The sequence below is a fragment of the Citrobacter sp. RHBSTW-00017 genome (assembly GCF_013797615.1).
Classification (GTDB): Bacteria; Pseudomonadota; Gammaproteobacteria; order Enterobacterales; family Enterobacteriaceae; genus Citrobacter; species Citrobacter braakii.
In genome coordinates this window covers 61,867-83,579 of sequence record NZ_CP056899.1, presented here as the reverse complement: position 1 = coordinate 83,579, position 21,713 = coordinate 61,867, and the positions used below count along the sequence as shown (strand labels likewise).

Below are 21,713 nucleotides of genomic sequence, written 5' to 3'. Positions count from 1 at the left end.
CGCGATGAAAGGCCGTTTACTGGATGCCATCCCACTCAATTCTCTGACCGGCGTTGGCGCAGCGCAAAGCAGTAAACTGGCGAAAATTGGCCTGCACACCGTGCAGGACCTTCTGCTCCACCTCCCTCTGCGTTACGAAGACCGCACGCACCTGTACCCGATTGGCGAACTGCTGCCGGGCGTTTACGCCACCGTAGAAGGCGAAGTGCTGAACTGCAATATCACCTTCGGCGGACGCCGGATGATGACCTGTCAGATCAGTGATGGCTCCGGCATTCTCACCATGCGCTTTTTCAACTTCAGCGCCGCAATGAAAAACAGTCTCGCCACCGGTCGCCGGGTGCTGGCCTATGGCGAAGCCAAACGCGGAAAATACGGCGCAGAGATGATCCACCCGGAGTATCGCGTGCAGGGCGATCTCAGCACGCCGGAATTGCAGGAAACGCTCACACCGGTGTATCCAACCACCGAAGGCGTGAAGCAGGCCACGCTGCGCAAACTGACCGATCAAGCGCTGGACCTGCTCGATACCTGCGCCATTGCCGAACTGCTACCGCCAGAGTTGTTGCAAGGCATGATGAGCCTGCCGGAAGCTCTGCGCACATTGCACCGTCCACCGCCGTCACTGCAGTTGAGCGATCTGGAAACCGGTCAGCATCCAGCACAGCGACGTCTGATACTGGAAGAATTGCTGGCGCATAACCTCAGCATGCTGGCACTACGCGCCGGGGCGCAACGTTTCCACGCCCAGCCGCTGCTCGCAAACAACGCGCTGAAAGATAAGCTGCTGGCGGCTCTGCCGTTTAAACCCACCGGCGCCCAGGCCCGCGTTACCGCTGAGATCGAACGCGATATGGCACTGGATGTCCCCATGATGCGTCTGGTACAGGGCGATGTCGGCTCAGGTAAAACGCTGGTTGCGGCGCTGGCCGCCCTACGTGCCATCGCACATGGTAAGCAAGTTGCACTGATGGCCCCTACCGAACTGCTGGCTGAACAGCACGCCAATAACTTCCGCAACTGGTTCGCGCCACTGGGTATTGAAGTTGGCTGGCTGGCAGGTAAACAGAAAGGCAAAGCGCGCCTGGCACAGCAGGAAGCTATCGCCAGCGGTGAGGTGCAGATGATTGTCGGCACGCACGCAATTTTCCAGGAACAGGTGCAGTTCAACGGACTGGCGCTGGTTATCATCGACGAACAGCACCGTTTTGGCGTACATCAGCGCCTGGCGCTGTGGGAGAAAGGCCAGCAGCAGGGTTTCCACCCACACCAGCTAATCATGACCGCCACCCCAATCCCGCGTACGCTGGCGATGACCGCCTATGCCGATCTCGACACATCGGTCATTGACGAACTCCCTCCGGGGCGTACGCCGGTCACCACGGTGGCGATTCCGGATACCCGCCGCAGCGATATTATTGACCGCGTGCGCAACGCTTGTACCCATGAAGGGCGCCAGGCGTACTGGGTCTGTACGCTGATTGAAGAGTCTGATTTGTTAGAAGCTCAGGCGGCTGAAGCCACGTGGGAAGAGCTTAAACTGGTGCTGCCAGAGCTGAATATTGGCCTGGTACACGGCCGTATGAAGCCCGCAGAGAAGCAGTCGGTAATGGCGGCGTTTAAGCAGGGCGAACTGCAGCTGCTGGTTGCCACCACGGTGATTGAAGTGGGCGTAGACGTACCTAATGCAAGCCTGATGATTATTGAAAACCCGGAGCGCTTGGGCCTGGCGCAGTTGCACCAGCTACGTGGTCGCGTAGGTCGTGGCGCGGTGGCCTCCCACTGCGTCCTGCTCTACAAATCGCCGCTGTCAAAAACCGCGCAAAAACGTCTGCAGGTTCTGCGCGACAGCAACGACGGATTCGTGATCGCGCAAAAAGATTTAGAGATCCGCGGGCCCGGCGAGCTGTTGGGTACGCGCCAGACCGGAACGGCAGAATTCAAAGTCGCAGATTTGCTGCGCGATCAGGCGATTATCCCGGAAGTTCAGCGCATTGCCCGTCATATTCACGAACGTTACCCGCAACAGGCTGTGGCGCTGATTGAACGCTGGATGCCGGAAACCGAGCGCTACTCCAACGCATAGTCGATTCATAGCGGCGGCGGATGTGACTCCGCCGCACAGACATTATTGCGCAAAAATCGGCAGCAGCAGATACAGCTTAATCACCAGCGCATTGACGATATCGATAAAGAACGCCCCCACCATCGGCACCACCAGAAACGCCATATGGGATGGTCCAAAACGTTCTGTAATTGCCTGCATGTTGGCAATCGCCGTGGGTGTCGCACCGAGGCCAAAACCGCAGTGTCCGGCTGCCAGCACGGCGGCATCGTAGTTCTTACCCATCATGCGCCAGGTGACGAATATCGCGTACAGCGCCATGAAAATGGTCTGCACAACCAGGATTGCCAGCATCGGCAGGGCCAGAGAAGCCAGCTCCCACAGCTTCAGACTCATTAGCGCCATCGCCAGGAACAGCGACAGGCTAACGTTACCCAACACCGAAACCGCGCGCTCGAACACCCGATAAAAACCCATTAACGCCAGGCCGTTACTGAGGATCACCCCAACAAACAGCACGCAGACGAAAGTCGGCAGTTCCAGCACCGTTCCGACCAGCATTTGTGCAACGATTTTACCCACCGTCAGACAGATAGCGATCAGCGCAATGGTTTCAATCAGCACCAGCGAAGTGATTATGCGTCCGACATCCGGCTTTTCAAATGCGGTAGGCACAGCCTGATCGTCCGGCATGCCGTCTGGCGTGGTAGAGTGTTTGACCAAATAGCGGGCCACCGGGCCGCCAATCAATCCGCCCAGCACCAGGCCAAACGTTGCGCAAGCCATCGCCACTTCCGTCGCATTAGCGAAACCATAGCGCTCAATAAACAGTTTGCTCCATGCGGCCCCGGTTCCATGCCCGCCAGAGAGGGTTATCGAACCGGCGATCAGACCCATCAGCGGATCCAGACCCAGCAGAGTCGCCATACCAATACCAATGGCGTTTTGCATCAGCAGCAGGCCAACAACCACAATCAGAAAGATACCCACCACGCGGCCACCCGCGCGCAGGCTGGCAATATTGGCGTTCAGGCCGATAGTGGCGAAGAATGCCAGCATCAGCGGATCGCGCAGGGTCATATCGAAGTTCACTTCCCAACCCATGCTTTTTTTCAGCACCAGCAGCGCAATCGCCACCAGCAATCCGCCAGCTACAGGTTCGGGAATGGTGTATTTTTTCAGGAAGGAAACAGACTGGACGAGCTTACGTCCCAGCAGCAACACAAGGGTTGCCGCAACCAGCGTTGATAACGTATCGAGATAAAACATTTACAACTCCATTAGTGCGTTTAGCACAATCACGCACGATGCATTCCAGACCGATTTTTAGCTCTTATTGAGTTTTCGGTGTGGATTTTAAGCAGAAAATCATGAAATGTTATATAAAAATGTTTGTTTATCCGTTTTAAATATTAAGAACACCTGGTAGCAAACGTTTGCATTTCCGCCATGGTCAGATAAAATCACCGCTTTTCCACCATGGGATTGCCTCTGATGTCCGTTAACGCCGTAGAGTCAACAAATGCGCAACCGGTTGCGCAGACTCACAACAGTGAACTGATTTACCGTCTTGAAGATCGCCCCCCACTAGCCCAGACCCTGTTTGCCGCCTGTCAGCACCTGCTGGCCATGTTCGTCGCGGTAATCACCCCAGCGCTGTTAATTTGCCAGGCGCTCGGTTTACCGGCTCAGGATACTCAACACATTATCAGTATGTCGCTGTTCGCTTCCGGCGTGGCTTCTATCATTCAGATCAAAGCCTGGGGGCCGGTCGGCTCAGGGCTATTATCCATTCAGGGCACCAGCTTTAACTTTGTTGCGCCACTGATTATGGGCGGTACAGCGCTAAAAACCGGTGGTGCAGATGTCCCAACCATGATGGCGGCGCTGTTCGGTACACTGATGCTGGCAAGCTGCACTGAGATGGTTATCTCACGTGTACTGCATCTGGCGCGTCGTATCATTACCCCGCTGGTCTCAGGCGTGGTGGTGATGATTATCGGCCTGTCGCTGATTCAGGTGGGTCTGACGTCGATTGGCGGCGGCTATGCGGCAATGAGCGACAACACCTTTGGCGCGCCAAAGAATTTACTGCTGGCAGGCGTCGTGCTGGCGCTGATTATCCTGCTTAACCGCCAGCGCAACCCGTACCTGCGCGTTGCGTCACTGGTTATTGCGATGGCGGCAGGTTACCTGTTGGCGTGGTTTATGGATATGCTACCGCAAAATACCGCGCCGGTAAGTCAGGACCTGCTGATGGTGCCAACGCCGTTGTATTATGGCCTGGGTATCGACTGGAGCTTACTGCTGCCGCTAATGCTGGTGTTTATGATTACCTCGCTGGAAACCATCGGTGATATTACGGCCACCTCCGATGTCTCCGAGCAGCCCGTTTCTGGTCCGCTGTACATGAAACGCCTGAAAGGCGGCGTACTGGCGAACGGTCTGAACTCGTTTGTTTCAGCCGTATTTAACACCTTCCCGAACTCCTGTTTTGGACAAAACAACGGGGTTATTCAGTTAACGGGCGTTGCCAGCCGCTACGTTGGTTTTGTGGTTGCGCTGATGCTGATCGCGTTGGGCCTGTTCCCGGCGGTCAGCGGTTTTGTACAGCATATTCCTGAGCCGGTACTCGGCGGTGCTACGTTGGTGATGTTCGGTACTATCGCGGCATCCGGCGTGCGTATCGTATCCCGCGAACCGCTGAACCGCCGCGCAATTCTGATTATCGCGCTGTCGCTGGCCGTCGGCCTCGGCGTTTCCCAGCAGCCGCTGATCCTGCAGTTCGCTCCGGACTGGGTGAAAAACCTGCTCTCTTCCGGCATTGCCGCAGGCGGTATTACTGCTATCGTTCTGAATCTGGTGTTCCCACCAGAGAAGCAATAAGCAAAATGCGGCGTTGATTCTGAATCAACGCCGCTGTAACGCTCTTTCACCATTCCCGCCTTGAGCATTGCGCCTAAATCGTGCATAACTTGACTATGTGCACTTCGCGGGATGGAAGACCATGAAATTTATTGGAAAGCTGCTTCTTTACGTGCTGATCGCCCTTGCAGTGGCGATCCTCGGCTTATATTTTCTACTGCAAACCCGCTGGGGCGCAGAGCACGTCAGCGCCTGGGTTTCGCAGAACAGCAGCTACCATCTGGCATTTGATGCCATCGATCACCGGTTTTCTTCTCCTTCCCATATTCTGCTGGAAAACGTCACCTTTGGCCGGGATGGTCAGCCCGCAACGCTGGTCGCCAAAACGGTCGATATTGGACTGAGCAGCCGCCAAATCACCGACCCGCTGCACGTAGACACCATTCTTTTGCAAAACGGCACGCTGAATCTTTCCCAGCAAACTGCGCCGCTGCCGTTCCAGTCCGATCGCCTGCAATTGCAAGATATGGCGCTTAACAGTCCCGGTAGCGAGTGGACCCTGAGCGCGCAGCGCGTTAACGGCGGAGTCATTCCCTGGAGTCCTGAGGCGGGTAAAATTCTCGGGAGTAAAGCGCAAATTCAGCTCAGCGCCAGTTCGTTGACGCTGAACGACGTCCCCACGACCAACGTATTGATTGAAGGCAGTATTGACCATGACCGTGTGACGCTGAGCAATATTGGCGCAGACGTGGCGCGTGGCGCATTAACCGGCGTGGCACAACGCAATGCCGACGGTAGTTGGGTAGTGGAGAATCTGCGCCTGAACGATATTCGGCTGCAAAGCGATAAATCGCTGGCCGAGTTTTTTGCTCCGTTAAGCACTATTCCTTCCCTGCAAATTGGTCGTCTGGAAGTAACAGATGCCCGTCTGCAAGGCCCTGACTGGGCGGTGACGGATCTCGATCTGAGCTTGCGCAACATGACCTTCAGCAAGGACGACTGGCAAACTCAGGAAGGAAAACTGTCGATGAACGCCAGCGAGTTTATCTACGGCTCTCTGCACTTTTTCGATCCGATTATGAACGCCGAGTTCTCGCCGCAGGGCATAGCGCTGCGTCAGTTCACCACCCGCTGGGAAGGGGGAATGGTCAGAACATCCGGAAACTGGCAGCGCAACAACAAAGCGCTGGTCCTCGATGATGCTGCCATTGCCGGTCTGGAGTACACGCTGCCGGAAAACTGGAAACAGCTGTGGATGAAACCTCTACCAGGCTGGCTAGCCAGCCTGACGCTGAAGAAATTCAGCGCCAGCCGTAATCTGGTGATTGATATCGACCCGAGCTTCCCATGGCAGCTCACCGCGCTGGACGGCTACGGTGCTAACCTCGGGCTGGTGCAGAACAATCAGTGGGGGATCTGGAGCGGGAGCGCTAACCTCAACGCCGCTGCCGGCACCTTTAACCGCACCGACGTGCGTCGTCCTTCGCTGGCGCTGACGGCGAACAGCAGCACCATCAATATCAGCGAACTAAGCGCCTATACGGAAAAAGGGTTGCTGGAGGCCACTGCCAGTATTTCACAGTTGCCTCAGCGTCAAACTCAGGTCAGCCTGAACGGGCGCGGCGTGCCAATGACGATTCTGCAGCAGTGGGGATGGCCCGCACTGCCGCTTTCCGGCGACGGTAACATCCAGCTTACCGCCAGCGGCAATATTCAAGCCGATGCGCCACTCAAGCCAACGGTCAGCGGCCAGTTGCATGCGGTGAACGTGGAGAAACAGCAGGTAACGCAAACCATGCAGGCGGGCGTGGTATCCGGTAGTGAAGTTACCGCCCCACCCGCTGCGCAGTAAAATCTGACGGCCCGGCGGCGATTTGCCGACCGGGTCGCCGTTTATCGCTGTAAGCGCGCATATTCACTGCACAACAGCCACTTCACCGGCTCATCCTCTTCTATCGCCGGGAAGCGACCGCCTGGCTCAAGGAAGTGATTGTCATGCAGGTCGTCATTGACCATCGAGATCTCCCAGCCCAGCACGAACGCTTTCTCCGCCCAAAAGCGATGATACAACCGCGGCGGCAGGCATACCCCCTGCCCCGGTTTCAATACCAGCGTCTCGCCAGCGTCAACGGAACGCCGCTGACCATCGACGCTAACCTCAACAATGCGCCGAGCATCATACCCGTCATCGGGCGTAGCCCACGCCAACTGCATACATAAATCACCGCCGCCGCGGTTAACGATATCTTCCATTTTATGGCGATGAAAATGCCATGGCGTCTGCTGATCCTGCTGAATCTGCAGCATCTTTTCGGCGTACGGTTTGGGGTAGCTGGCTGACCCTAACTGACCATTGCACAACGTCAGTAACGTCAGCCCCGTTTGCGCAAAATCTCCGCGCCCAAAGTCGGTTATATCCCAGCCCAGTTGGAGATCGAGCACTTCACGCCACAGAGTATGATCCTGTTGCCGCCAGGCATCAGCCGTAAAATACGCAAAGTCAGGCAGGCAAACCCGAAAAGTCTCGGCGATGGCATGCGCTTTATCGACGGCATAATTAATGTGTGAACGCTTCATTCCACTTTTCCTTGTTGCGAAAAAGGCGGGTCACCCCGCCTGTATGCGGTTAGTAAAGTGACGCTTTGCCGGTTGAGCCGAACAGTTTCATTTTGTGGCGGATCACATCCCGCGCGGCGCTAATGGCTTCCGGGTAAATAACGTTCGGGTCCCACCAGGTTTCTTTTGCCAGGATTTCGCGGACTTTCTGGAAGTAAGCGTATTTCATATCGCTGGAAATGTTGATTTTGCCAACGCCCAGCGTAACGGATTCGGCAATTTCCGCATCCGGGTTCGCGGAACCTCCGTGCAGCACCAGCGGAATGTCCACTCGCCCGGCAATCTCGCGCAGGATGTGCATTTGCAGCTCTGGCTGCATCCCTTTCGGGTAGATGCCGTGTGCGGTTCCAATCGCCACCGCCAGCGTATCCGCGCCGGTACGGGCGATAAAATCCTGTGCCTGATCAGGATCGGTATAAGTGACCTTCGATACGCCACCTTCCACTGACGTCCCGGTTTGACCAATCGTACCCAGTTCCCCTTCCACCGAAACGCCTACCGCATGCGCCAGCTTGACCACTTCGCGGGTCAGCGCCACGTTCTCTTCATACGGCAACAGCGAGCCATCAATCATCACCGAGGTAAACCCACACTGAATCGCCCGCAGGACATGCTCGACCGAAGCGCCGTGGTCCAGATGCAGAGTAAAAGGAACCGGGCTGCGCAGAGTGATATCACGGACGTAGCTAAAAAACGCATCGCCTACAAAATCATGTTCGCTGGGGTGAATGGAGATAATCGCCGGGGTATTGGTTGCTTCCGCTTCTTCCACTACTGCACGTACAAAGCAGCTGTCCGCCACGTTGAATGCGCCGATGGCAAAACCGTGCTGACGGGTAGGTTGCAGTAATTCTTTCATCGAAACTAACATGTTAATTCTCCAGTTTCAGGGTGTAGAAAGCCCTGCCAGTGCGTCGTCGCAGAGGCATAGAAGGCGTTACAGAAAATGAATCAGGCTTTGTCGATAGCGCCGCTGGCCTGCAGGTACGGAATAATGGCTTCCTCGCAGGCCTGCTCCATCAGGGCCAGGGCATCAACGAGTTCACAGGATGTGTCACGACACAGGGTATGCAGCAGCGCAGCCTTTCCGGCCTCGAAAACCGCCGCGCCAACGTTTATCTTGGCGACGCCAAACGTCGGGCAGCGCTGTAGCTGGTCAAACGGCGTCCCGCTGCCGCCATGCAGCGCCAGCGGCACCGTTGATAAACGGGCAATTTCCTCCAGTCGCTGGAAATCAATGGCGGGTATGACACCGGGCGCGTACATGCCATGTGCCGTGCCGACCGAGACCGCCAGTAAATCGATACCGGTCTGTTGGATAAAGGGCTCCACATCGGCGGCCTGGGTCATCAAATCAGCGTTAGCTGCGTGATCATAGCGCGGGGCGTCGGCCAGATGCCCCAGCTCACCTTCCACGCACAGAGAAACGCTGGTCGCGAGCTCAACCACCGCCCGGGTCTGGCGAATGTTCTCCTCCAGCGCAAAGGCGGAGGCGTCGATCATTAACCCGCTGAATCCGGCGCGAAAAGCCTGGCGAATGCGTACTGGGTCCTTTCCATGATCCAGCGCCAGCGCGACCGGTATCGACGCTTCCTCTGCCAGCGTTTTGACGACCGCCACCGCTATCGGTGCAGGAAAATGGACCAGATGCCCCTGATACAGATTCAGAATGATGGGCGCACGGTGTTTCTCAGCCACCCGCACCGCCGCACGGGCGCTTTCCAGGTTCATACAGTTGATGGCCAGCAGCGCGTACTGCTCGCGCCAGGCTTTCGTCACCATGCTTTTCATATCGGCAAACATACGGCCTCCGGTTATTCCAGGGTGAAGGTGATCTCTTCGTCTTTCAGCTTTTGATCGCTAAGTTCATCAAACTCTTCGTCACGTTCGGTCACCGGCTTCTTCCACAACGACAGCATGACGCCGCAAATCACCGTGCCGATCCCCAGCGCCAGGCAAAACAGTAGCGGATGTGTAAAGAGCGGGACCACGAACATGCCGCCGTGCGGTACCGGGCTTTCGACGCCCCACACCATAATCAGACCGCCCGCTATCGCCGAGGCCACCACGCAGGACCCCACCACGCGCAGCAGGTCGCGCGCCGCAATGGGAATGACCCCTTCGGTAATCATGCAGATCCCCATCGGGAATGCCGCTTTCAGCGCCTCGCGCTCCGCACGGGTGTACTTGTGACGCGTCAGCAAAAAGGAGAGCGTAATGCCGAACGGAGGGATTATCGAACCGACAAACTTCACCGCTTCCGGACCGTACACGCCGCTGACCAACATGCCGTCAGCAAATAGCGACATGGTTTTATTCACCGGTCCGCCAAAGTCGAATGTCGCCATTGCGCCAAGGATGGCCCCCATTAAAAAGCGTGACCCGCCCTGCATGGACTCCAGCAGATGAATCAACGCGTCCTGCAGCCAGGCTATCGGTTTGCCAATGAGCGTCATCATCAACAGGCCGCCAATGACGGTACTCAGTACCGGCAACACCATGATGGGCATCAACCCCTGCATCGACTGCGGCAAACGGATATAGCGCTTGAGCAGCAGGACGGTATAACCGACCAGAAAACCGCCCAGCATCCCGCCGATAAAACCGGTATGAATTTCACCGCAGACAAAGCCGACAATCAGACCCGGCGCGAATCCGGGGCGGTCAGCAATGGAGTACGCAATCGCCGCACTAATCAGCGGTACGATTAACCCCATCCCCCAACCGCCAATCTGGTTGAGCATCCAGGGGATGGTTCCTGTTTTTTCACCCACGTTAGTGCCGCCAAGTATTTGCCCGAGAGCAATACAGATCCCGGCGGCAACAATTAACGGGATCATCCACGAAATCCCCGTTAATAAATGTCTTTTTATTTCCTGAGATAGCGGAATTTTATTTTCACTCATGTGAAATCCCTCCAGAATGGGGATCGCTACTGGTTATTATTAACTAATGATTTTTCGACCTTTTCAAGAAACTGAATGGGCGATTTTATGACGATTTCAGTTTTTACTCGCACAATACGTTTATTTAAAAATCGTTCCTCCCCTTTTATTTTTACATCCACAGCGAGAATCACGACATCAGCAGCAGAAATGTCCTCTGTCAGCAGTTCGTTTTCCGTTCCGATAGTCCCCTGGGTTTCTACTCTTATATTATGACCAAGCGCTTTAGCACCTTTAATTAACTTCTCACGGGCAATATAGGTGTGCGCAATACCCGCCGTACAGGCGGCAACACAAACAATATTCATAACATGCTCCACGTTTTATTTAGCAGACATTGGATTCAGCATATTGGCTAAAAAGCTCAATAATTTTCTGTGGACTGCTTTCGACTAACAGTTGTTCAATAATGTCGTCATCCGCCAACGCGCCAGCAACCTGCGAAAGCAGACGAATATGGGTAGTGTTTTGATCTTCAAGGCGTACGGCAAACAGAATGATGCAGCGCACGTTGCTGCCGTCCAGGGTTTCCCAGGGAATATCCTGGCGGGTACGCCCAATCGCCAGCGTGGTATTGACCACCGCCGAGGATTTCCCGTGCGGAATCGCAATATGATTTTCGAATCCGGTCGAGCCTTCTGATTCACGCTGCCAGACATCCTGAATAAACGTTTCCCGACAGCTAATTGCCCCATCTTTTTGCAGAATATCCGTCAGTTCCTCAATAACCTCCGTTTTGTTTGTGGCCTTCATGTCCAAAATAACGCGATTTGTATTGAGTATTTTCGTGATGTCCATAAATCATACCTCATGGAGTTCAGACATTAATTTTCAACGACCAGCGACGTCGCCCGATGTAATTTTTCCGTAATAACCGTTTCTGTTACCCGCTTAATATCCGCATCATTGAAGAAGGCGGTGACATACACGACCGGTATGGCAACGGCAGGTAAATTGATCGTCGATACCACCAGTTCAATATCGTCCGTCAGGACGGAGGGCAAGCTGCCTGCCGACACCACGCCGACGATGGTCCAGTCCGGAAAGGCGCGCAGAATGCGGCTTTTGAGTAAGTGAGAGGTGCCGATACCGGTTGAGCAGACCAGCAGCACACGTTTACGCGCTATCTGACGCTCCATCGCGGCCTGAAAATGCACGGTTAAATATCCCACCTCATCATCCGACACGGCCCGCTCGCCCCAGCCGCTAAACACCCGATTCACCGCGCACTGAGTCAGACGCCAGACGTCCTGCAACTCGCCTTTAATGTCCTCCAGCAGCGGATTACGAATGCGGATCTGGTAGTTGAGGCGGTTAATCAGCGGCTTAATATGGATCAGCAATCCGTCATACAGCGCAGTGTCCTGGCTAAGATCGCAGTCAACCATTTCGGCGAAGGTGGCAATCAGCCGATGGGTAATCAAGCGTGCTTCGTCGCTGGAGTGCATATGGCCAATTACGCTCACATCGTTATGCTCTTCAATCACCATACCGGAGGAGATAATATATTGATAAATAAACCAGACTTCGTCTTCCGGCAGCGGATGGGCAATGCGTTTTTCGATATGCTGAATCATGCGACTGGCAATGGAAAAGATGTTCTCATCACATGACGTGATGCTTTCTTCTTTTCTCGGTAGCGCATTGCCCCGCGTAATGCGGTACATCATGATCAGAATATGAGTAAAGATATTGACGTAATAAGGCTCGCCCAGCGACCAGCACAGATCGTTCTCCATTTCCTGCAACAGCGTCTGGACAAATAAAACGTCTTCTTCGCCAAAGTAATGCACTAACGCTTTATAACTGCCCGGATCAAGTCGTGAATAAATCACGCTTCCAGGTTCATTATGGTTAATCACACCGTTAATCAGCGACGCCATCGCCTGGCGCACCCCGCTCTCGCTGCCTTCAATGTGTGTGCCGCTCTGGCTGCGAATCAGCGACAGGCCCAGCGGGGTAATCCACGATTCAATCACTTTCAGATCGTTAACAATCGATGCACTACTAATAAAATAACGTTCGGATAATTTATTGATCGATGTTTCATGCGGCGTTTCACTTAATAATTGCGAGGCTATCTTAACCCGCCGTGAATTATTCATCATGCCGTCAGCATCATCACCCTCCGACCCTAATAACTGATCCAGATATAAAAGGTCAGTAATGTTATCGGCACTTAATATCACGCCCGCACCGGCACGTTTATCGATGGATATTTTCCATTCCGATAACCATTGTTCCAGTAACCGCAGATCGCGCTGGACGGTTTTCTCTGAAACAGATAAATATTCGGCAATTTTTAGCAGCGTAACATATTCCTTCCGGGACAGAAGAAACTTTAATAATCTGTTTTGTCGCGAGGTAATCATTTGCATTATTTACCCTTATTACATACCAGATTAAATATCTATACCCGTCATACTTCAAGCTGCATGTGCGTTGGCTTTCCTCGCTCACCCCTGTCACGTACTTATGTACGCTCAGGGGATTCGCTGCGTCGCCGCCTTCCTGCAACTCGAATTATTTAGGTAATAAAGAAGCATTTATGCTCCACGTGTAATCCGTGATGATAAATATAAGAGGACTACGATGCGCCAACAATACTAAATCGTGTCCTGTATTCCGGACAGAAATAAGACATAAAGAGGAAATAGTAAGATATTTACGGCGCAGATCACATTTTTCGCGGGAATTAGAGTGATAGCGCTCGCAAATATGGGGAGGTAAAAATTTAAGTCGGGATATTTTTGATTTTAAGATCTGGAACGCTGCTCGCGGTGTGGGCCGGATAAGACGCATCCGGCACCACGTCGACACATGCTTACAAGGTAATCGTCAGCTCACTGCCCTGTGGAGTAATAACTACACCCAGCTCGCTGCCCATATGCGACCCGCATTTAATGCCGCCAATTTTCTGAATATTTCGCAGGCACAACGTCCAGTTACGTGCCTCACCATTCCCTTTCACAGTGATGGTATTACCTACACGCGTCGCCTTCAGCGTGAAGATAACCGAGCCGTCAGCAGCCGGAACTTCACAGAGCGCTTCCCGCCCCTCCTGCAGATGGAACAGCTGGAACGCTGTCCCTTCGTGCCAGGCGTAGTCCGGCTTCTGGTTATTGCTACCCAACGCCAGCAGGGTATTGTCACGCACATAAACCGGCAGACTCAGGAAGTCATGCTGCTGCTTATGCCAGCGGCTGCCGGCCACCTCATCATTACGCCACAGATGCGTCCAGCGTCCTTCCGGCAGGTAGAACTGCACATCGCCCGCCTCGCTAAACACCGGCGCGACCATCACGCTATCGCCCAGCATGTACTGGCGGTCGAGATAATCACACGCCGGATCGTCCAGGAACTCCAGCATCATCGCGCGCATCATCGGGGTGCCCTGCGCATTAGCGCGCGCTGCTTCACGATACAGGTACGGCATCATGCGGCATTTCTGTTCGGTGAAGTAGCGCACCACATCGCAGGATTCGTCATCGTACGCCCATGGCACACGGTAGGATTTACTGCCATGCAGGCGGCTGTGGCTGGAGAGCAGCCCAAACGCACACCAGCGCTTGTAGACGTGCGCCGGTGCGGTATTTTCAAAGCCGCCGATATCGTGGCTCCAAAAGCCAAAGCCGGACAGGCCAATAGACAAGCCACCGCGCAGGCTTTCCGCCATCGATTCATAGTTGGCGTAGCAGTCGCCGCCCCAGTGCACCGGAAACTTCTGCGCGCCCACCGAAGCTGAACGAGCAAACAGGACAGCTTCTTCTTCACCAACGGTTTCTTTCAGCACGTTCCACACCAGTTCGTTGTAGATGTACGCATAATGGTTGTGCATCTTCTGCGGATCGGCGCCGTCAAACCACTGCACATCTGTGGGGATGCGTTCGCCAAAGTCAGTTTTGAAGCAGTCTACGCCGATATCCACCAGACCTTTCAGCTTGTTGGCATACCACTCGCAGGCTTGTGGATTAGTGAAGTCATAAATCGCCAGGCCCGGCTGCCATTTATCCCATTGCCACAGGGAACCGTCCGGGCGCTTGAGCAGATACCCTTTCGCTTTCAGTTCATTGAACAGCGGGGATTTCTGACCGATGTAGGGGTTTATCCATACGCACACCTTCAGCCCTTTCTCTTTCAGGCGGCGGATCATACCTTCCGGGTCCGGGAAGGTCACCGGGTCCCACTCAAAGTCGCACCACTGGAAGGCCTTCATCCAGAAACAGTCGAAGTGAAAGACGTGCAGCGGCAGATTGCGCTCGGCCATGCCGTCGATAAAGCTGTTCACCGTCGCTTCGTCGTAATTGGTGGTGAATGACGTGGTCAGCCACAGACCGAACGACCAGGCTGGCGGCAACGCCGGACGGCCGGTAAAGCGGGTATAGCGATCCAGCACCGCCTTCGGCGTTGGGCCGTCGATGACGAAATATTCCAGATACTCGCTTTCAACGCTGAACTGCACTTTCGACACTTTCTCAGAGCCGATTTCAAACGACACGCACTGCGGATGGTTCACCAGTACGCCGTAACCACGGTTGGTGAGATAAAACGGGATGTTCTTGTAAGACTGCTCGGTACTGGTACCGCCATCGCGGTTCCAGGTTTCCACCGTCTGACCGTTACGTACCAACGCGGTAAAACGCTCGCCCAGCCCGTACACCGTTTCTCCCACGCCCAAATCCAGACGCTCAAACATATAGTTACGCCCGCTGTGGGTATCCTGCACGTAACCGCTATTCTTTAGCTGACTGCCGGTAATACGTTCACCATTACGCAGGAAATCCAGCGACCAGAACTCACCTTTGGTCACCCGAACGCTCAGATTGCCGCTCTTCAGTTCGGCAAATTCAGCGGTGTTTCGCATCTCAACATTGACGTCCTGCAACACGTTCAGCGGGTAATGCGGTCCGGTATCCAGCGCGCCCTGGAAGTGTTCCATACGCACGCCAACCACGCCTTCCTGCGGCGAGAAAAAGCGTAGGGTGAAGAGTGGGGTATCCAGTTGCCAGGTACGTTCACGCACGTCGCGCGGCGCAACGTAGACAATCATCTCATTACCCTGCTGTTCAACGTCGAACACCTGAATTGGGTGTATTAAATTCAGGCCAGGTTGGGTCAGCCAGTTACCATCGCTAATTTTCATCGTCAGTTCCTTAGTTCTGTAATTCTTTCGTCGTGAAATCCTGCTGGTTGCGGCGCGCGCCCTGAGCCAGCTGACTCATAATTTCCGTCAGATACGGCGTTTTCAGGGTATAGAAGCGTTTGGCAATCACGGCACTCAGCAGGTAACAAATCGCCGGGACAATGGTGAACAGGGCGATGATGATGCTAATGGTGGCGCTGTTCTGGGTTTTCGCGGCGGCGTCGTAGCCCCCGCCCGCCAGCATCCAGCCGATCAGCGCCCCGCCGAGCGCCAGACCCAGCTTGAGCACGAACAACGTGCCCGCAAAGCTGATCCCCGTCAGGCGTTTACCGTTGCACCATTCGCCGTAATCAACGGTGTCGGACATCATTACCCACTGGATTGGCGTAACGAGCTGGTGCAGTACACCAATGACAAAAATAAAGATAAACATGGTGATGCTGGCGTGCATCGGCACAAAGAACATCGCCAGGCTCGCTACCGCCAGCGCAGCGTTGGTCCACCAGAAGACGCTGACTTTGCATTTCCAGTCGGTCAGCGGTTTTGCCAGCGCAGAGCCGATCAGGTTGCCGACGCAATAGGCGGTGAGAAAGGCGACAAACACCTCCGGCTTACCCAAAATCCAGGTGACGTAATACATCATCGCCCCGCCACGAACGCAGACGGCCAGAATATTGAGGATGGTCAGCAGGCCGACGATGCGCCATTGGTCGTTTTGCCAGATGTCGCGCAGGTCTTCACGCATAGAGGTGGTGCTCGGCGGCGCTTCCACGCGTTCTTTGGTAGTGAAGAAGCAGAACGCCAGCATCAGGAACGCCACCACGGAGAGCACCGCAATCCCGCCTTGAAAGCCGAACGCTTTATCCTCGCCACCAATCAGATTCACCAGCGGCATCATCAGCACGGTGGAGAGCATGCCGCCCGCCGTCGCCAGCACAAAGCGCCATGATTGCAGGGAGATACGCTGCGTTGGGTCATTAGTGATCACGCCGCCCAGCGCGCAGTAGGGAATATTGACCACGGTATAAAGCAGGGTCAGCAGCGTGTAGGTGATTGCGGCATAGATCATTTTGCCGTTCAGGCTGAGATCCGGCGTGCTGTAGGCCAGCACGCAAACCAGACCAAACGGCAGTGCGCCAAACAACACCCATGGGCGGAATTTCCCCCAGCGCGAACGGGTACGGTCAGCCAGCAACCCCATACAAGGGTCTGAGATGGCATCCAGCGCGCGGGCCAGTAAGAACATGGTGCCGACAAATCCGGCTGGGATACCAAAAATATCGGTATAGAAGAACATCATATATAACATGACGTTATCGAAGATAATGTGGCTAGCCGCATCGCCCATTCCGTAGCCAATCTTCTCTTTAACAGACAGAATTTCACTTTTCATTACGCATCCTTGTTAGCACTTTCACACGCCCTGATACCGGTTACAGTTCTTGTAAACCATCCCTGTGAGCGCGGGTATTCCGATATCTCGTTATCAAATTACGATTCTTGTTTTCTGTGATCAGCGTAGCGTCTAAAAATGTGTCTAAGTGTAAGTAATGGATTTTGCGGGGATTTATTTGAAACTGGTCATGGTATAGAGAAACGGAAGTTAAAAAAGTGAGTGAGGGGGTGTGGAAACGTTTGGAAGTAGCTATAATGCGCCCCGCCTCCATGTAGCAATCGAGGCGCGGAAGATCGTCATCTCCGGTGAGGTGGCTGGACTTCAAATCCAGTTGGGGACGCCAGCGTTCCCGGGCAGGTTCGACTCCTGTGATCTTCCGCCAATTAGCTTCTACTGAACTATCCCGAAGTCAACAACCCCCTTTGTAATCCCTTATATATCAAGTATTCCTTGTATCCATAGGTCAATCGACTTCAACCTGCATCAAGCGGTTTTTGGGGGTGTATTAGGGGGTACTATTCACCATTAAAATGACAGCACCCCCATAATGGCAAAAATGTGAGTTATAACAATGGGTTTTGACGACATATTTGTTATAAAAGGGATTAATTGGGGGTATCATATTAGTTACTGGCGGAAATCCCCACAGGAGAATGGATTCATCAAAAGCCGGAGAATGTCATGGCGCTAACCGATGTTAAAGTGAAAACCGCAAAGCCAAAAGAAAAGCCTTATAAGCTGGCTGATGGCGGCGGTATGTATCTGCTGATTAACGCTAATGGTTCTAAATACTGGCGTATAAAGTACCGCTTCGCTGGTAAAGAAAAGATGCTTTCTATTGGCGTATACCCCGATGTTTCGCTGGCCGACGCACGCGAAAAACGCAGCGAAGCCAGAAAAATCCTCGCTGCTGGAAGCGACCCGGGCGAAGTAAAGAAAGAAGAGAAAGTGGCTCAGCAAATGAGCTTGAAAAACACTTTCGAGGCCGTTGCCCGCGAATGGCATCAAACGAAATCCGATCGCTGGTCATTACGTTATCGTGATGAAATCATCGATACCTTTGAAAAAGATATCTTTCCCTACATCGGCAAGCGCTCTATTGCTGAAATCAAACCAATGGAGTTGCTGGAGGCCCTGCGTAAAATGGAAAAACGCGGAGCACTGGAGAAAATGCGCAAGGTCCGCCAGCGCTGTGGCGAGGTGTTCCGCTATGCAATTGTCACTGGCAGAGCTGACTACAACCCCGCCCCCGACCTTGCCAGCGCGTTAGCTACGCCGAAAAAAGTACATTTCCCCTTCCTTACGGCCAATGAACTTCCTCACTTCCTTAACGACCTGGCGGGTTATACCGGTAGCATTATAACGAAGACAGCTACTCAAATCATTATGTTAACCGGTGTACGCACGCAAGAATTACGTTTCGCACGCTGGGAGGATATCGATTTTGAGACAAAATTGTGGGAGATCCCAGCAGAAGTGATGAAGATGAAGCGGCCTCATATTGTGCCGCTATCAGAGCAGGTTATTGCACTGTTTAAGCAACTTGAGCCGATATCAAAACATCACCCGCTGGTCTTTATCGGCAGGAACGATCCTCGCAAGCCTATCAGCAAGGAAAGCATCAATCAGGTTATTGAGTTGTTGGGATATAAAGGCAGACTGACGGGGCATGGCTTCCGCCACACGATGAGCACCATTCTACATGAGCAGGGTTTTAACTCAGCATGGATTGAAACGCAGCTTGCGCATGTTGATAAGAACGCGATTCGCGGGACGTATAACCATGCGCAGTATCTTGATGGGCGTAGGGAGATGATGCAGTGGTATGCGAATTATATTAGTGAGTTGGGGAAAGGTGGAATTATAGTCGAAGGGAAATTTGAGAAGACAGCATAAAACAAGCAAGATAGCCATCTTTACTGCTAGATGGCCGCTGAAAACTTTATGAAATTTTTTTAAAAAGCTCCGAATTACTGGCATAAGGTATTTTGAGCCTGCCAGTAATTCTGTGTAACTGCCATCGTATTAAAGGTGATCGCTCAGTCGACTCAATAATAAAACGGTTCATCGCCAGCCGCCAGTTCTGGATCGGCATACTCCGTTTTTTCGATGCAGCCAGGATCGCCAGATAAATCACTTTTCGTACTGAGTTATCTGTTGGGAACACCTTACGCTTCTTTATCGCCTGTCGGATTACGCTGTTCAGCAATACTATAGCGTTGGTCATGTAAATGGCCTTGCGGATATCCGCTGGGTAGCCGAAGAACGTATTGAGATATTCCCCGTGCGCACACCAGCTTTTACTAATTTGCGGAATTTATCTCCCCAGACATCTTTGGTTTTAAGACCTTTAGCCAGTTCAGCCGAAAGGGCTTTGAGTTTCTTATCGTCCATAATTTATCTATCTCCATTAATTGAGTGAACATATCAAAAATAGGCAGATACACAATTTAAATTACAGGCTCACATCACACCTATTTCTGCAAGGGATATCCTACGATATCCCCTGTCTGATCTGGCGCACGTATATTACTTATTGATTAAGTCGATAATACGATCGCCTTCAGCATCTTCCTGTGCCACCCGGCTAAAGATACTACTGTCGCTTTGTGTACCTACCTTGATTGGTTCTTTACAATCTTTGTGGAATACTTTTTTCCCATTTTTTGTGACGACGACGCCAGACATATCACCGTGTTGCTCTTTGTCGTAAACAATATATTCATAGACCCCTTTTACGATGCGAATCCAATATAAAGATCCTCCGGCGATCGTTTCTGCGCTGTAATACGCTGTGACTCCCGGCTGATTAGTGACAAGATTCAGCTCCGCAATAGGAGAAGATGCTGTTCCCAGAGCATATCCGGCAGCATCCTGGGCAATAAAAGCGCTGGCAAATTTATTATTGGTTAGCAGACACTCAAGAGTTAATTGTTCCTGATCCTCTGAACTATAGGTCTCGGCAAAAGATGTCTGGGCGGCGGCAATACAGCCTAAAACTAGTACCGCAATTTTTAAGCTAAACTTCACGTTCTTCACTCCTTAATAAACATGTGTGTTTAATCGTTGTGTGAGATTAATTTCCGCTTTTAATTTGCTTACAAGTATCCAGCCACCCGGCGGTATCAATTTTCCCGTTTGCCAGATATTTTTGCTGATTCTGCCAGTGCGCGGCGAGAAATGGCTTAAGACCTGCAAGACGTTTGTTCAGGGTGAGCATTTGATCGAAAACCGTCACTTCGTGTTTCAGACCTTCCTGACCATAAAGCGTGGCTGAATCAACCAGACTACTGGCGTAGTAACTCGTCAGTTGTTGCAGGCGATCTGTTTGCTCGCCAAGTTTTGTTTTTCGGATCGCGCAATTTTTATCACTGTCATCTTTATCCTTACACAGCAATTCATAGTTGTGATTGAGGAAGTCAAGAAAGCGGCCATCATCCTGCAATTTTGTGCAAAGGAAGGAGCCGAGGTTAAGGCTGGCGCGGATCGATTGTGCCCGTTCTTCCTGCTGTTGCTGATTACTGGCGCGGAGCTGATTTTCCAGATCCTTCAGTTTCTTTTTCAGCTCTGTGTCTTCAACGCCTGATGCCAGGCTTCCCAGCGCTTTTGCGGTGTCTGTGGGGGCGTCTTTGCTCTTATCTATGCCCGGTTTATCTGCACCGAGAGTAGCCCAATTTTTCTCCAGCTGTTTCACTCGGTCTGTTGATGTAATGGTCGGAGAGACCAGAACCAGACGCAATCCGGTGGTTTTGCTGGTGAAAGGATGGGCTTCATCGTAGTAGTTAATTTCTTTACGGGTCGCGCTACGGATCTCTGATTCATTCGAGATGACGCTGCCTCCGCGAACCACAAAACCACCAGCCTGGCCGTGAAGTCTGTTGATTTTATTGAGATAGAACGGGGTGAACATCATCTCAGAGACGTTGCCCAGCATATCGTGTAGGCCGAGGGGGTTAGGGTTCAACAGCCCAATAAGCTGTACTTTGCCGTTAGAGGACTGCGAACCGGAATACCACTCATAATTTTTCATGTCATCCATCGGGTAGTGGGAATCACGGAATTCCGCACTGTTTACCTTGAGGCCGCCGCGTGCTGCAAATTCCCATTCTACTTCAGTGGGCAGGCGTAAAAATCCAGGGTTGCCATCCTCTTTCGGTAATTTGTCGAGAGCATTCGTGCGTAACCACTGGTTATATTTATCGGCAAAATTTACCGCATCGAACCAACTGATATTGGTTTCTGCGATGCTTAACTTACGTGATGGCGTGGGGCAGGTACCGCTGGTTAATGCCTGGTATTGCAATGCTGTCAGTTCATATTTGGCCATCAAATAGTAACGACCTTTGCTTTTTTTGCTTTCGGTAAAGCTACCGGCGATAAAGGTTGGATAACTGTGTTCAACAAACCCCCATTCTCCGCCATCTTCTCCTAAGGTGATCGGCATATCATCCAGAGGGCCCGAGACCGGGATCTCTACCTGACGGAATACAATGGCACCTTCACAGGGCATGGGCAAAATAATATCTTCGCTATCCGGCTTGGGGTTATAGATTTTCTCTGCCCACGGTTCGGCCAGCACGGGCGACATCTTCACCAGCAGAGCCAGCGCCAGCCAGCGTGATAATGTGGAAGGGGTAAGGGTCATGAACGTTCTCCGCAAATGATAAATGCCTTGGGCAAGTA

General features: G+C 52.9%; 16 protein-coding genes, 1 tRNA gene and 1 pseudogene. 5 read left to right on the top strand and 13 right to left on the bottom strand.

Annotated elements, in window-relative coordinates:
- Positions 1–4: 4 nt before the first annotated feature.
- Positions 5–2,086: an ATP-dependent DNA helicase RecG gene (recG, locus tag HV037_RS00360; protein WP_047415765.1), complete on the top strand. Its 2,082-nt coding sequence runs from the start codon at positions 5–7 to the stop codon at positions 2,084–2,086.
- Between the two features lie 42 nt (positions 2,087–2,128).
- Here the strand turns inward: recG and gltS are convergent, their stop codons facing one another.
- Entirely contained in the window at positions 2,129–3,334 is a 1,206-nt protein-coding gene (gene gltS / locus HV037_RS00355; RefSeq protein ID WP_016155009.1) for a sodium/glutamate symporter, read from the bottom strand.
- Between the two features lie 225 nt (positions 3,335–3,559).
- On the opposite strand from gltS, the gene xanP reads away from it, so the two are divergent.
- Together xanP and HV037_RS00345 are read left to right on the top strand one after the other, a co-directional pair.
- Positions 3,560–4,951: a xanthine/proton symporter XanP gene (gene xanP, locus HV037_RS00350; protein ID WP_003024026.1), complete on the top strand. Its 1,392-nt coding sequence runs from the start codon at positions 3,560–3,562 to the stop codon at positions 4,949–4,951.
- Between the two features lie 121 nt (positions 4,952–5,072).
- Positions 5,073–6,782 carry an AsmA family protein gene (locus HV037_RS00345; RefSeq protein ID WP_103284424.1) on the top strand — a complete coding sequence of 570 codons (1,710 nt, stop codon included), beginning with the start codon at positions 5,073–5,075 and terminating at the stop codon, positions 6,780–6,782.
- 41 nt (positions 6,783–6,823) lie between these two features.
- Here the strand turns inward: HV037_RS00345 and HV037_RS00340 are convergent, their stop codons facing one another.
- The 9 genes from HV037_RS00340 to HV037_RS00300 all read right to left on the bottom strand — a co-directional run bounded on the left by HV037_RS00340 (position 6,824) and on the right by HV037_RS00300 (position 17,027).
- On the bottom strand, positions 6,824–7,507 hold the full coding sequence (locus tag HV037_RS00340) for a D-lyxose/D-mannose family sugar isomerase (protein ID WP_103284423.1): 684 nt from the start codon (positions 7,505–7,507) through the stop codon (positions 6,824–6,826).
- Between the two features lie 49 nt (positions 7,508–7,556).
- A complete protein-coding gene (locus tag HV037_RS00335; protein WP_016155012.1) occupies positions 7,557–8,417 on the bottom strand; it encodes a ketose-bisphosphate aldolase in 861 nt (286 codons plus the stop codon).
- An 80-nt stretch (positions 8,418–8,497) separates the two neighbouring features.
- Positions 8,498–9,349, bottom strand: coding sequence for a class II fructose-bisphosphate aldolase (locus HV037_RS00330; RefSeq protein WP_103284422.1), 852 nt, complete (start codon positions 9,347–9,349; stop codon positions 8,498–8,500).
- Positions 9,350–9,360: 11 nt separating this feature from the next.
- A complete protein-coding gene (locus HV037_RS00325) occupies positions 9,361–10,452 on the bottom strand; it encodes a PTS fructose transporter subunit IIC (RefSeq protein WP_016157774.1) in 1,092 nt (363 codons plus the stop codon).
- Between the two features lie 26 nt (positions 10,453–10,478).
- Positions 10,479–10,799: a fructose PTS transporter subunit IIB gene (locus HV037_RS00320; RefSeq protein WP_016155014.1), complete on the bottom strand. Its 321-nt coding sequence runs from the start codon at positions 10,797–10,799 to the stop codon at positions 10,479–10,481.
- Between the two features lie 19 nt (positions 10,800–10,818).
- Positions 10,819–11,289, bottom strand: coding sequence for a fructose PTS transporter subunit IIA (locus tag HV037_RS00315; protein WP_003842172.1), 471 nt, complete (start codon positions 11,287–11,289; stop codon positions 10,819–10,821).
- Between the two features lie 26 nt (positions 11,290–11,315).
- A complete protein-coding gene (locus tag HV037_RS00310; RefSeq protein WP_101700449.1) occupies positions 11,316–12,869 on the bottom strand; it encodes a PRD domain-containing protein in 1,554 nt (517 codons plus the stop codon).
- A gap of 446 nt (positions 12,870–13,315) precedes the next feature.
- On the bottom strand, positions 13,316–15,634 hold the full coding sequence (gene yicI / locus HV037_RS00305) for an alpha-xylosidase (RefSeq protein ID WP_103284421.1): 2,319 nt from the start codon (positions 15,632–15,634) through the stop codon (positions 13,316–13,318).
- A gap of 10 nt (positions 15,635–15,644) precedes the next feature.
- Complete coding sequence (locus tag HV037_RS00300; RefSeq protein WP_016155017.1) at positions 15,645–17,027, bottom strand: glycoside-pentoside-hexuronide family transporter; 1,383 nt, start codon at positions 17,025–17,027, stop codon at positions 15,645–15,647.
- 290 nt (positions 17,028–17,317) lie between these two features.
- Here HV037_RS00300 and HV037_RS00295 point away from each other — a divergent pair.
- Together HV037_RS00295 and HV037_RS00290 are read left to right on the top strand one after the other, a co-directional pair.
- Positions 17,318–17,412: transfer RNA gene (locus HV037_RS00295), tRNA-Sec, on the top strand.
- Positions 17,413–17,711: 299 nt separating this feature from the next.
- Positions 17,712–18,926 carry an integrase arm-type DNA-binding domain-containing protein gene (locus HV037_RS00290; protein WP_046401682.1) on the top strand — a complete coding sequence of 405 codons (1,215 nt, stop codon included), beginning with the start codon at positions 17,712–17,714 and terminating at the stop codon, positions 18,924–18,926.
- 129 nt (positions 18,927–19,055) lie between these two features.
- Here the strand turns inward: HV037_RS00290 and HV037_RS00285 are convergent.
- From HV037_RS00285 to HV037_RS00275, 3 genes and pseudogenes are all read right to left on the bottom strand, one after another.
- Positions 19,056–19,358: pseudogene (locus HV037_RS00285) on the bottom strand (transposase); the annotation flags it as partial.
- Positions 19,359–19,559: 201 nt separating this feature from the next.
- Entirely contained in the window at positions 19,560–20,060 is a 501-nt protein-coding gene (locus HV037_RS00280; protein ID WP_044254410.1) for a hypothetical protein, read from the bottom strand.
- 46 nt (positions 20,061–20,106) lie between these two features.
- The gene (locus tag HV037_RS00275; RefSeq protein WP_103284420.1) at positions 20,107–21,675 is read right to left on the bottom strand and encodes an SUMF1/EgtB/PvdO family nonheme iron enzyme; all 1,569 of its coding nucleotides are present in this window, start codon (positions 21,673–21,675) and stop codon (positions 20,107–20,109) included.
- Positions 21,676–21,713: the final 38 nt, after the last annotated feature.